Source organism: Streptomyces malaysiensis subsp. samsunensis, assembly GCF_024519315.1.
Classification (GTDB): Bacteria; Actinomycetota; Actinomycetes; order Streptomycetales; family Streptomycetaceae; genus Streptomyces; species Streptomyces malaysiensis.
The window spans coordinates 21,228-33,486 of record NZ_JANIIC010000013.1 but is presented as its reverse complement, the minus strand read 5'-3'; the positions used below and the strand labels follow the sequence as shown (position 1 = coordinate 33,486).

The window sequence follows — 12,259 nt, the reverse complement described above, 5'->3', positions numbered from 1 at the left end:
GGGGACCTCCGTGCCGCGCATCGACCGGCTCGACCTCTACGTGGTGGAGCTGCGGCTCACCCACGGCTTCACCGCCAGCACCCACAGCGCCCGGACCCTGCTGCATGTGGTCGTCCGCGCCACCACCGCCGACGGCCGCACGGGGTGGGGCGAGGCGCCCGTGCCGGTCGATCCGTACTACCTGGGCGAGACGACCGACACCGTGTGGTCCGTGACCCGCGACTTCCTCGCTCCGGCGGTCATGGGCCGCTCCTGGGACACCATCGAGGAGTTCACGGCCCTCTACGGCCGGGTCAAGGCCAACAACTTCGCCCGGTGCGGCATGGAGATGGCCGGGTGGAACCTGCTGGCCGCCACCACGGACCGACCGCTGGCCGCTCTGCTCGGTGGCGCGGCGCGCACCCATGTCCCCTCCGGCGTCAGCCTGGGCATGGACGGCGACTACGACCGGCTGTGCGACACCATCGCGCACCACGTCGGGCAGGGGTACCAGCGGGTGAAGGTCAAGATCGGCCCAGGAGCCGATGTGAAAGTGCTGGAGGCGATCAGGAACCGGTTCCCGGAGCTGCCGCTGATGGCCGACGCCAACTGCGCCTACACCCTTGAATACCTCCCGCGGCTGCGCGATCTGGACGCGTTCGGGCTGATGATGATCGAGCAGCCGCTGGCCTGGGACGATCTGCTGGACCATGCCACCCTGCAAAAGGAACTGACCACACCGCTCTGCCTCGACGAGAGCCTCACCTCCGCCGGACGGGCGCGGGAGGCGCTGGCGCTGGGCAGCTGCCGTGTGGTCAACATCAAACCGGCTCGCCTGGGCGGTCTGCTGGAGGCCGTCCGGGTCCATGACGCCTGTGTGGCGGCCGGGGTGCCGGTGTGGTGCGGTGGTATGCACGACTTCGGTATCAGCCGGGCGGCCAATGTCACGCTCTCGGCGCTGCCCGGTTTCACACTGCCCGGCGACAACTCCGGCTCCGACAAGTACTTCGGCGAGGACATCGTCACTCCGGAAACGCGGGCGGTGGACGGCCTGATCGAGGTTCCGGACACGGCCGTGCCGTACGAGGTGAAGGATGACTTCCTCGAGGCCCACACCCGGCGGCACATCCAGCTGACGGCCTGAGCCGGACGGCGGGGCGGTACGTGGCGCGGGCCGCAGGTGACGCGGGTCGTACGTGGCGCGGGCCATAAGTGACGACCGGACGGTACGTGACGACCGGGACCCCACGCCCCGTACCGTCCCGTACCTCACTCCGCGCTGAACAGGCGGCGCACGGCCTGCCGGTCCGGCTTTCCCACGCCTCGCAGCGGCAGGGCCCGAACGATCCGGATGTCCTTGGGCGCGGCGGCGCGTCCCAGCCGGTCCCGGACCGCGCCCTTCAGCGCGCCGACCGCCTCCCGCCCCACCGCGCCCGGTTCACACGGAGCGATGGCGGCCACGACGATCTGCCCCCACTCCGGGTCGTCCACCCCCACCACACACACGTCCCCGACTCCGGGCTGTTCGCGCAGCACCCGCTCCACCACGGACGGGGACACCTTCACACCACCGGTGACGATCACGTCGTCGGCCCGGCCCAGCACCTGAAGACGGCCGTCCTCCCGCCAGCGCCCGAGGTCGTCGGTGCGGAACCAGCCGTCCTCGAACGAACGGGCCGTCCGCTCCGGCCGGTTGAGATAGCCCGATGCCAGGGTCGGCCCGCCGAGAGCTATCGGACCGCCCGCCGCGGGCCCGGCCGTTCCCTCCGGTGGCGGGCCGATCCGCACCCGCACCCCGGCCAGCGGCACTCCGTCGTAGACACAGCCGCCGGCGGTCTCCGTCATGCCGTAGGTGGTCACCACCCTCACGCCCGCCTCCCGCGCACGCGCCAGCAACGGCTCGGGTGCGCCCGCGCCGCCCAGCAGCACGGCGTCGAACTCCCGTAACGCGGCCAGGCCGGGGCCACCGGCATCCAGCAGACGCCGGATCTGCGTGGGCACCAGCGCGGTGTAACGGCATCCGGCGGAGCGGAACCGCTCCGGCCGAAAGCCCTGCCCCAGATCGTGGACCACTGCCTCCGCCCCGGCCAGAAGGGAGCGGACCAGGACCTGCACGCCCGCGACATGGTGTGCAGGCAGCGTGAGCAACCAGCGCCCGGGGCCCCCGAGCCTGGTGTGCGTCGCCTCGGCCGAGGCGCGCAGCGCCCGGGCGGAGAGCAGCACGCCCTTGGGCTCGCTGGTGGAGCCGGAGGTGCCGACCACCACCGCCGTCCCGGTCGGCACGGGTCCGCTGGTGTCGAAACCGGGCGGGCCCCCACCGGCCGCCACGGGCAGCACGGTTTCCCCGGTCCCCTCGACCGCCGCGGCCAGCGCACAGGACAGCGCGCCGACCGTGTCCGCCGAACCGTCGCAAGGCAGGATCAGCATCGCGGTGGCTCCTCCGCGAAAGACATCCGTCATCACGCGAGCGATCGCCTTCACACCCCGAGACCGCTCACCCCTCCGGCCCACGCTAAGGGCCCGACGGCACGGTGGGCCGATGTGGCGGAACGACCTGTCAGGAAACTGCCACGGCCTCCCGGACCACCACCCTCCGGTCGGCGGACATCGATTCCACTGGCGGGGCGCGGCGACTGTTTGAGACCCGTGCCGGGATGCCGATACCGTACGGGTATCGTCGCACCATGGAGCTACGAACGTTGCGCTACTTCGTGGCGGTGGCCGAGGAACTCCACTTCGGCCGGGCCGCCGCCCGGCTGCATATGAGCCAGCCGCCGCTGAGCCGGGCGATCAAGGCATTGGAAACCGACGTCGGCGCCGCGCTGTTCCGCCGGTCGTCCGCCGGTGTCGCGCTCACTCCGGTGGGGGAGGTGCTGCTGGACGAGGCGCGTGCGCTGCTCGATCATGCCGACCGGGTGCGCGTACGCGTGGCCGCCGCGGCCGGAGCGGCGGCCATCACCGTGGGCATGCTGGCTGACAGCACCGACCCGGGCGCCACCCGGCTGGCCGCCGCCTACTCCCGGCGGCACCCGGACGTCGAGGTCCACATCCGCGAGACCGATCTGACCGATCCCACCTGCGGGCTGCACGCCGGACTGGTCGATGTCGCCCTGACCCGCGGGCCGTTCGACAAGACCGGCCTGACCACGCACGAGTTGCGCGCCGACCCGGTGGGCGCGCTGCTGCGCGCCGACGATCCGCTGGCCCGCCGCGACAGCCTGGCCCTCGCCGACCTGGCGGACCGCCGCTGGTTCCTGTTCCCGGCGGGCACCGACCCCGTCTGGCAGTCGTACTGGAACGGCGGGGAACCTCGCGAGGGCCCGGTGGTGCGCGGCGTCCAGGAATGCCGGCAGGCCGTGCTGTGGAACGGCACGGTCGGCATGACCCCCATGGGCCACGGGTCACCGGCGGGGCTCACCGTGGTGCCGCTGATCGACATGCCGCCGAGCCGCGTGGTGGCGGCGTGGAAGGAGGACGACACCAATCCCCTGATCCGCTCCTTCGTCCAGATCGCGACCGTCGCCTACCGCGGGAGCGACCGTACGCCATGACACCGTCCGTCCCACGCCGAGCCGTCGGCCAGCGGCCTGCGCACGCGACCGGTGTCATGCGTCTTCCCGCTCCATCCTGACCAGGTGTACGGCCGTGCTGGCCCAGTCGCCGGGCCGGAGGTCCGGGTGGCACCCGTACTCGGCGAGCACGGTGGCATGGTGCACCTCACCGGTGCGGGTGTCGCGGTAGCGGGCGCCGGGGGTGAGGCCGCGCAGCCGCACCGGCAGGCGCGGCACTCCGTGGCGGGGGCCGCGCTGCCAGGCCAGGACCAGGGTCTCGGCGCCGTCCTCGGCGGCGTACTGCACCACGGTCGGTTGTTCGCCGTGCGGCCCGGACAGCCGGTACAGGGCGCCGTGCTGGACGAGGTGGCGCACCCGCTTGTACTCGGCCACCAGAGCGGCGCCCTCGGCGAGTTCCGCCTCGGACCAGCGGGCCAGATCGCCGCCGATGCCCAGCAGCCCGCACATCGCCACATGGAAGCGGAACCGCAACGGCACGGTGCGGGAGCTGAGTTGATTGGGCACGTCGGTCACCCACGCGGACATCGCGCGCGCCGGGTGGAGCTGGCCGAAGCCGTGCTGGATGACCAGGCGGTCGACGGCGTCGGTGTTGTCCGACGCCCACGCCTGGTCGGTACGGGTGAGGATGCCGAGGTCGATCCGTCCGCCACCGCCGCTGCACGTCTCGATGCGCAGCCCGGGGTGGTCGGCGCGCAGCCGGTCGAGGACGCCGTACAGATTGGCCACATAGCGTGTCCACAGCCGGTCGTTGCCGTCGGGAGCGCCGGGCCACCCGGCCTCGCTGAAGGCGCGGTTCATGTCCCACTTCAGGAAGTCGATGCCGCAATCCGCCACCAGCCGGGTCAGCCAGCCGTGGGCCCAGTCGGCGACGTCGTCGCGCGCGAAGTTCAGGACGAGCTGGTTGCGCAGTTCGCTGCGGGCCCGGCCGGGAGTGTGCAGCACCCAGTCGGAGTGCTCGCGGTAGAGGTCGCTGTCGGGGTTGACCATCTCCGGCTCCACCCAGATGCCGAAGCGCATGCCCAGGCGGTGCACCGTGTCGGCCAGGGGGCCGAGGCCCTGGGGGAAGCGCTCCCGGGCCGGGGTCCAGTCGCCGAGCCCCGCGTGGTCGCCGCGCCGGGCCCCGAACCAGCCGTCGTCGACGACGTACAGCTCCACACCGAGGGCGGCGGCCCGCTCGGCCAGCGCCTTCTGGTTCGCCTCGGTCACGTCGAAGCCGGTGGCCTCCCAGGAGTTGTACAGCACGGGCGCCACCTCACGTCCATGCGGCAGGACGTGGTTCAGCGTGTACGCGTGCCAGGCGCGGCTCGCCGCGCCGAACCCGCCGTCCGTGCACAGCCCGGCGAACACCGGGGTGATGAATTCCTCGCCCGGCGCGAGTGGCACGCAGGTGCCCTCGTGGCCGACGCCACCGGTGAAACCCGCGCGTCCGTCCGGGGCGCTGGACGGTGATGCGCCAACTCCCGCTCCAGGCGAGGGCCGCGCCGAACACCCTGCCGTGCTCCTCGGCCGCGTCACCCGCGTCCACCACCACCCAGGGGGCGGCGTGATGACTGGGGATCCCGCGCCGGCTGGTCAGCACCGTCTCCCCGTGCGGCAGGTGTTCGCGGCGCAGCTGACTCTCCGCGGACCACTGGCCGGTGACATGGCTGAGCCGGTAGTCGGCCAGCGGCGGCAGCGACCAGGCCGCCGAGTCGGCCCGGACCAGCCCGAGTCGCTGGTCGCCGTCGTTGCGCAGCACCGTCCAGCGCTCGATGACATCCGTGTCGTCCCGCACCCGGTAGTGGAGGGCGACGCGCAGGGGATAGAGGCGGTCGCGGAACTCCAGATGGAGTTCGCTCACACCGTGGGACGGTGTGATGACGCGGTGCCCGGTCGGCTGCCATTCGAAGCCGCGGGAGCCGTCCTCGTAGCGGATCTGGAGGGAGGGCGTGCCGTACCGCGGGCCGCCGTCGACCGGCAGTTCCTCACCCACCGCGGGCCGTCCCTCGAAGCTGCTCGCCGCCTCCCCGGCGGGCACGACCAGCTCCTCCGCCTCCGCCGGCGTCAGCCGCGGCCCCCAAGCGAGATGGCAGGGGGCGCCCGTGTCGTCGATGCGCAGGGCGTACGAGGTGTGGGGAGTGGTCAGCAGCCAGACCCCGCTGTCCGGGGCATGGGAGATCGTCGGCATCGGGCCTCACGTTCGGGAGACGGCGGGGGAGCGGCGGGTGCCGCCCCACGGATGCGGGGCGCTCGGTGAGTGACTCGGTGAGTGAGTTCGGTGAGTGACTTACGTGAGTGGGAGGGAGGTCGCCCGGCAAGCCAACGAGACCTTCGATCACATGTCAACACCCCGTGTGTGGCTGGCTTTGGAAGCGGGATCAGGACTCACAGGCAATTCTCAGGTGATTCTTGTTTCTTTCATTGACAGCGGAAAATAAGGGGCCTAGGTTCCCGGCCATGTCCTCGCCCTCCGCTGCCGAGTCGTTCCCGGCGCATACGTCGGCCGGCTCGCAGATCTTCACCACGGTCCTGTCCCAGGGCCCTCTCACCCGTTCGGAGGTGGCCCGGCGGGCGGGGCTGTCGGCCGCGGCCGTCACCAAGGCGGTCCGTCCCCTGATCGAGGCCGGCTATCTCGTGGAGGACGTGGACGAGGACGCGCGCCCGGCGCTCGGGCGGCCCGCGAACCTGGTGCGGGTGGACGGCGGCCGTGCGCTGTTCATCGGGGTCAAGGTGACCGGCGACAAGATCATCGGTGTGCTCACCGACCTGTGCTGCCGGATCCTGGTCGCCCGGTACGTGCCCCTCGCCGCCCGGGACCCCAAGGCGGTGCTGGGGTCGGCCGCGGAGCTCGTACGGGAGTTGCTCATCGAGGCGGACGGCCTCGGCGTACGCGTCGCGGGACTGGGCATGGCCGTCTCCGGCGATGTGGACCGCGCCGAGGGCGTCGTGCGCTACTCGCCCTTCCTGGAGTGGCGTGATGTGCCGCTCGCCGAACTCGCCGCCATGACCACCGGGTTGCCGGTGACCGTCGACAACGACGTACGCGCGCTGACCGTGGCCGAGCAGTGGTTCGGGGCGGGCGTGGGCCTTTCCGGCTTCGCCCTTGTGACGGTCGGGGCGGGCATCGGCTGCGGTCTCGTGGTCCACGGCAAGGTGGTCGCCGGGGCCCATGGCGTGGCCGGCGAGATCGGCCACGTGGCCGTCGACCCGGCGGGCCCGCGCTGCCACTGTGGCAACCGTGGCTGTGTGGAGGCCATCGCGAGCGACGACGCCATCGTCCGTCAGGTCCGCGCGGCCACCGGGGTCCAGGTGGCCGACGCGGTGGAGACCGCCGGACTGGCCCACGACGGTGTCGCCGGAGCCCGGGAGGTCTACGCACGGGCCGGTGACGCCATCGGCCGCGGTATCGCCACCGTGGCCAATCTGCTCGGCCCCGAACGCGTGATCATCTCCGGCGAGGGCCTGGCCGCCTACGACCTGTTCGCCGACCACATCCGCGACGCGTTCGCCACGGCGGCCTTCGGCTCCGCGGCGCGATGCGATGTACAGACCCGGCCGCTGCCCTTCGACGAGTGGGCCCGTGGCGCCGCGGCCACCGCCATCCAGTCCTTCATCAGGTCCGACGCGAACCAGCACCTACGAGGAGCCGCCATGACGCAGCCCGCCTGAACAGGAACACCGTGCCCTCCGCGACCCTCTCCCACTCCGGTCGCGGACGCGGCGACCGCCTCTCCCTCGCGGTCGTCATCGCCTGCCGCTGATCACCCTGTTGTCCTCGTCCGGCCACCCGCGCCAGCCTCGCTCGCGCCGTCGTTCGCCGAATGACCGCGAGCCCCCCACGCCGCTGGTGTACTTCGCACGCCGGCCCCCGTTCCTCGGCGCGTTCACCTCGGTACGGGCACGAGCCGAGCCCTCGCCGCCGTCACCCCGAACCGCGCCGCGTCTCCCCGCCATTCCCCGCACCACACCTCCTGGAGGTAGGACCCATGCGGTCATCCTCGTCTCCCCTCATGCCCGTACGCGGTCTGAGATCCCTCGTCGTCCTGGCCCTCGCCGCGGCCTTCGCGACGGCCGCCCCGGCGGCGCGGGCACAGCCCGACGACGGGAGCGCCACTTCGGCCGCCTCGGTCACCGCCGCCGTCAAGCCCTATATGGGCTGGAGCAGTTGGAGCATGCAGTCGTCGAAGTACCCGGGCCTCAACCCGAACGGCGACTACAGCTACCTCACCGAGGCCAACGTCGTGAAACAGACCGACGCCATGGCCGCCAAGCTGAAGAAGTACGGCTACGAGTACATCAACATCGACGCCGGCTGGTGGCGCGACTACGCGTGGACGCCCGAGTTCGACGAGTACGGCCGGCAGAAGGCCGATCCGGTGCGCTTCCCCAGCGGTATGAAGTCGGTCGCCGAGCATATCCACGCCAAGGACCTCAAGGCCGGTATCTATCTCCCCGTCGGCCTGGAGAAGGAGGGGTACGGCGGCGGCAAGGTGCCGATCTGGAACGCCGAGGGCTGCACCACCGCCGATATCGTCTACGACGACCTGCGCACCACCAACGGCTGGGACAGCGCGTACAAGATCGACTTCTCGAATCCCTGCGCACAGAAGTACATCGACTCCCAGGCCCGGCTGTTCGCCGACTGGGGCTATGACTTCCTCAAGCTGGACGGCGTGGGCCCCGGCTCCTTCAAGAGCGGCGACAACTACGACAACGTCGCCGACGTGGCCGCCTGGCAGAAGGCGATCTCCGCCACCGGCCGCCCGATCCACCTGGAGCTGTCCTGGTCCCTGGACATCGGCCACGCCGAGGACTGGAAGAAGCACTCCAACGGCTGGCGCGTCGACACCGACGTCGAGTGCTACTGCAACACGCTCGTCAGCTGGGAGAACTCCGTCGACGACCGCTGGGACGACACCCCCGCCTGGACCCGGCACGCCGGCCCCGGCGGCTGGAACGACCTCGACTCCCTCGACGTGGGCAACGGTGAGATGGACGGCCTGACCAAGGCCGAGCGGCAGAGCTACGCCACGCTGTGGGCGATCGCCAAGTCCCCGCTCTACACCGGTGACGACCTGACCAAGCTGGACTCCTACGGTCTTTCCCTGCTGACCAACCGCGAGGTCCTCGCCGTCAACCAGGGCGACACCCCGCCCGCGAAGCCGGTCACACCGTCCGACCCCCAGCAGGTGTGGGCCGCGAAGAACCACGACGGCACCTACACCGTCGCCCTGTTCAACCTCGCCGACAAGCCCGCCTCGGTGACCGCCGACTGGTCGACGCTCGGCTTCACCGGCAAGGCCACGGTCCGGGACCTGTGGAACCACGAGAACCTCGGCAGCCACAAGAACAAGATCACCGAGGCCCTGCCCGCCCATGGCTCCCGCCTCTTCACGGTCACCCCGCGCGGCGACGCGCTCACCTGGACCGGTATCGAGGCCGAGGCATCGGCGAACACCCTGGACGGCAACGCCTCGGTCGCCGACTGCGCGGCCTGCTCCGACGGCCACAAGGTCGGCAACCTCTACACCGGTGGCAAGCTGACCATCAACAACGTCGTCGTCGACAAGGCCGGCACCTACCAGATCAAGGTCGCCTACATCAGCGGTGACGCCCGCTCCGCCGACATCTCGGCCAACGGCGGTGGCGCCACGCGCCACAAGTTCCCCTCGAGCGGCGACTGGTCCACCGTCAACAGCGTCCATGTACCGGTGACGCTCAAGGCCGGCTCCAACACCATCACCTTCGACAGCGGTTCCGACTACGCGCCGGACATCGACCGGATCGACGTACCGAAGTCCTCCTGAACACCCGGGGGCCCGGCCCCGGCCGGGCCCCCTTCGGATCTCAGACGCCTGGAGCCGCCATGAACCCCCGCCCGACCGACCCCGGCAAAGACCCCAGCAGAGACCCCGGCAACAGCCCCGGCAGCGACCTCAGCAGGAGAACCGCGCTGTCCCTCGCGGCGACGGCCGGACTCACCGCCGCACTCGGCGCCCTGCCCGCCTTCACCGCCTCCGCCGCGCCCCGGCGGCCTGCCGACATCCCGCCGCTCACCGGCACATCGCACGACCAGCTGTGGTGGCAGGCCCCCGGCGGCGAGGGCTCCCTGATCGAGCAGGGCCTGCCGGTCGGCAACGGCCGCCTCGGCGCCCTCGCGAGGAACGACCCCGGCCGTGAACTCCTGCTGATCAGCGATGTCACGATGTGGACCGGCGGCCTCAACGAAACCCTCGACGCCGACGGCCAATTCCCCTACGGCCGCGGCGACTTCGGCTCCTTCACCCTGCTCGCCCGGCTCACCGTGGACATCCCCGACCACGACCTGTCCGGCGTCAACGGCTACCGCCGCACCTGACCAGACCGCGTGACTGGAGGAGCCGTAGAGCCTCGTTGAAGGTGCCCACGGACACCTCGCACAGGGTGCGCAGCTCTTCCTTGGTGCCCAGCCGGGATCCGGGACGGACGCTGCCGACCAGCGCGGCGATGCGTTCCGCCGCTTGTTCGGCGCGTCCCGAGGCCGTCGCCCGGGGTGCGCCGTCGGCGCGGCGGCCACGGCGAGGCGCGGTCGTGCCGCCGATGGCGCGAACGCTTCGGCCCGGGTCGGTGACGCCGTCGGCGCCGGGCTCGGCCGGTGCCCCGGGGGCCACCTCTCCGGGGTCGGACGTGGCAGTCACGACGGCTCCCACCTCCTCGTCATATTCATCATGATTGTTTCAGGGCGCGCTCTTGACGGCCCGCCGCGACCGGGCGCAGCATCGGGATAATCATCATGATGAATTGCTGGTGGATGGGCAAGCTCCGGCCGCTCCTGGCCGGGGAAGCGCCGTCACCAGCGGGAACGGACCGGTGATACGGCCTGATGCCGGTTCATCGCCGCGCCCGCTCCCACCGACCCTTCGGGAGCCACACCGTGCGCATCGCCAATCTCTCCGGTCGGCTGACCTTGATCGTCGACGGCCGGGCCGTGGACGTCGAGCAGGCCAGCGGCGGCCGTTTCGCCGCCGATCCGCAGGCCGTGTACGAGCGCTGGGAGGAGTTCCACACCTGGGCGAAGACCGCGGACCTGCCCACCGGAGACGGCTTCGAGCCCGCGAAGCTCGGCTCGCCCGCCCCCGCGCCGCGGCAGACGCTGGCCATCGGCCTGAACTACCGCGATCATGCCTCCGAGTCCGGATTCGCCGCGCCCGAGGGGCTGCCGCCGGTCTTCACCAAGTTCGCCACCTCCATCACCGGGCCCGTCACCGAGGTGAAGCTGCCCGAGGGCGGCCACACCGACTGGGAGGTGGAGCTGGTCGTGGTCATCGGCCGACGCGCCGAGGCCGTGTCCGAGACCGACGCATGGCGGCATGTGGCGGGCCTCGCGGTCGGGCAGGACATCTCCGAGCGGGTGGTGCAACTGGCCGGACCGGCCCCGCAGTTCAGCCTGGGCAAGTCCTTCCCCGGCTTCGCGCCGATCGGGCCGTGGCTGGTCACCACCGACGAGTTCGACAACCCCGACGACCTCGAACTGCGCTGTGCCATCAACGGTGAGGAAGTGCAGAAGGGCCGCACCCGGGACCTGATCTTCTCCGTCCCCGCCCTGATCGCCGGGCTCTCGGCGGTCCTGCCGCTGCTGCCCGGTGACGTGATCTTCACCGGCACACCGGCCGGTGTGGGGCTCGGCCGCAACCCCCAGCGCTGGCTGGCGGCGGGCGACGAACTGGTGAGCACCATCGAAGGCATCGGCGAGCTGCGTCAGACCTTCGTGGCCTGAGCGGTTCCGACGGACGAAGGAGTCCTCATGGCACTGCACCGGCTGACCTCCATCACCATGGGGGTCCCCAACGTCGCCGAGACGGCCGCCTACTACGCCGACTTCGGGCTCACGCCTGAAGAGGACGGCTGGTTCTCCACCCGGGACGTGGGCCGTCAGCTGCGCATCGTGCACGCCCCGACCCGCCGTCTGGCCGAGGTGCGCATCGGCGCGGACAGCCCCGACGACCTCGCCGCGGCCGCGTCCCGGCTGCACCGCCTGGGCGCCGAACCCCGCACCGAGGACATGACCCTGACCGCGTACGACAAGGCCACCGCGGTCCGCGCCGTACTGGAGGTGGCCCCCCGCCTGGTTCAGGGTCCGGTGCCGGCCACCGTCTACAACGGCCCGGGACGCAGCGACCGCACCGATGCCCGTGCCCCCGGTGTGCTGCGTGACGGCCCGGTACGGCCCCGCAAGCTGGGCCACGCGGTCATCGGCACCACGGACTTCGACGCGACGACGGCCTTCTTCCGGGACGGGCTGGGCTTCAAGGTGTCGGACCACATCAAGGATCAGGGCGCCTTCCTGCGCTGCTCCACCGACCACCACAACATCCTGGTGCTGGCCGCCCCGGTCACCTTCCTGCACCACACCTCGTGGCAGGTCGACGACATCGACGAGGTCGGCCGCGGCGCCGCCGCCATGCTGGAGGACCACCCCGAACGCCATATCTGGGGCCTGGGTCGTCACCACGCCGGATCGAACTTCTTCTGGTACCTCAAGGACCCGGCGGGCAACTTCAGCGAGTACTACTCCGACATGGACTGCATCGTCGACGACCAGCTGTGGACGCCGGAAGTCCTGGAGGGCGCCAAGGGCCTGTTCAACTGGGGACCGCCGCCCCCGCCGTCCTTCCTCGCCCCCGACGATCTCGCCGCCTTGATGACCGGCACCCACAGCCCGACGGGCTGACCCACCGGACCGCCGTCCC

General features: G+C 71.4%; 8 protein-coding genes and 2 pseudogenes. 7 read left to right on the top strand and 3 right to left on the bottom strand.

The annotated features are described in order from the left end of the window. The first annotated feature begins 10 nt into the window (after nt 1-10). On the top strand, nt 11-1,123 hold the full coding sequence (gene menC / locus NQU54_RS13740) for an o-succinylbenzoate synthase (protein WP_257631319.1): 1,113 nt from the start codon (nt 11-13) through the stop codon (nt 1,121-1,123). Between the two features lie 125 nt (nt 1,124-1,248). Here menC and menE read toward each other — a convergent pair whose 3' ends face one another. Further along, entirely contained in the window at nt 1,249-2,406 is a 1,158-nt protein-coding gene (gene menE / locus NQU54_RS13735; protein WP_257631318.1) for an o-succinylbenzoate--CoA ligase, read from the bottom strand. A 257-nt stretch (nt 2,407-2,663) separates the two neighbouring features. On the opposite strand from menE, the gene NQU54_RS13730 reads away from it, so the two are divergent. Further along, nucleotides 2,664-3,530, top strand: a complete 867-nt coding sequence (locus NQU54_RS13730) for a LysR family transcriptional regulator (protein ID WP_257631317.1) — start codon at nt 2,664-2,666, stop codon at nt 3,528-3,530. 54 nt (nt 3,531-3,584) lie between these two features. On the opposite strand, the pseudogene NQU54_RS13725 reads toward NQU54_RS13730, so the two are convergent. Next, a pseudogene (locus NQU54_RS13725) lies at nt 3,585-5,718 on the bottom strand (alpha-galactosidase). A gap of 269 nt (nt 5,719-5,987) precedes the next feature. Here NQU54_RS13725 and NQU54_RS13720 point away from each other — a divergent pair. From NQU54_RS13720 to NQU54_RS13710, 3 genes and pseudogenes are all read left to right on the top strand, one after another. Further along, on the top strand, nt 5,988-7,199 hold the full coding sequence (locus NQU54_RS13720) for an ROK family transcriptional regulator (RefSeq protein WP_257631316.1): 1,212 nt from the start codon (nt 5,988-5,990) through the stop codon (nt 7,197-7,199). Between the two features lie 317 nt (nt 7,200-7,516). After that, on the top strand, nt 7,517-9,337 hold the full coding sequence (locus tag NQU54_RS13715; RefSeq protein ID WP_257631315.1) for an alpha-galactosidase D: 1,821 nt from the start codon (nt 7,517-7,519) through the stop codon (nt 9,335-9,337). Between the two features lie 59 nt (nt 9,338-9,396). After that, a pseudogene (locus NQU54_RS13710) lies at nt 9,397-9,885 on the top strand (glycoside hydrolase N-terminal domain-containing protein); the annotation flags it as partial. Here the strand turns inward: NQU54_RS13710 and NQU54_RS49755 are convergent. Then, nucleotides 9,866-10,180: a GntR family transcriptional regulator gene (locus NQU54_RS49755; protein ID WP_257631386.1), complete on the bottom strand. Its 315-nt coding sequence runs from the start codon at nt 10,178-10,180 to the stop codon at nt 9,866-9,868. The pseudogene NQU54_RS13710 and the gene NQU54_RS49755 overlap by 20 nt on opposite strands. A gap of 263 nt (nt 10,181-10,443) precedes the next feature. Here NQU54_RS49755 and NQU54_RS13700 point away from each other — a divergent pair, with 263 nt between their 5' ends. Together NQU54_RS13700 and NQU54_RS13695 are read left to right on the top strand one after the other, a co-directional pair. Next, nucleotides 10,444-11,286 carry a fumarylacetoacetate hydrolase family protein gene (locus NQU54_RS13700; protein WP_257631314.1) on the top strand — a complete coding sequence of 281 codons (843 nt, stop codon included), beginning with the start codon at nt 10,444-10,446 and terminating at the stop codon, nt 11,284-11,286. Nucleotides 11,287-11,313: 27 nt separating this feature from the next. Beyond that, complete coding sequence (locus NQU54_RS13695) at nt 11,314-12,240, top strand: VOC family protein (RefSeq protein WP_257631313.1); 927 nt, start codon at nt 11,314-11,316, stop codon at nt 12,238-12,240. The last annotated feature ends 19 nt before the right edge of the window (nt 12,241-12,259 follow it).

Excerpts from the sequence above, each read along its gene's own strand:
- menE (WP_257631318.1), bottom strand. The coding sequence starts at position 2,406 with ATGCTGATCCTGCCTTGCGACGGTTCGGCGGACACGGTCGGCGCGCTG.
- NQU54_RS13730 (WP_257631317.1), top strand. The coding sequence starts at position 2,664 with ATGGAGCTACGAACGTTGCGCTACTTCGTGGCGGTGGCCGAGGAACTC.
- NQU54_RS13720 (WP_257631316.1), top strand. The coding sequence starts at position 5,988 with ATGTCCTCGCCCTCCGCTGCCGAGTCGTTCCCGGCGCATACGTCGGCC.
- NQU54_RS13715 (WP_257631315.1), top strand. The coding sequence starts at position 7,517 with ATGCGGTCATCCTCGTCTCCCCTCATGCCCGTACGCGGTCTGAGATCC.
- NQU54_RS13695 (WP_257631313.1), top strand. The coding sequence starts at position 11,314 with ATGGCACTGCACCGGCTGACCTCCATCACCATGGGGGTCCCCAACGTC.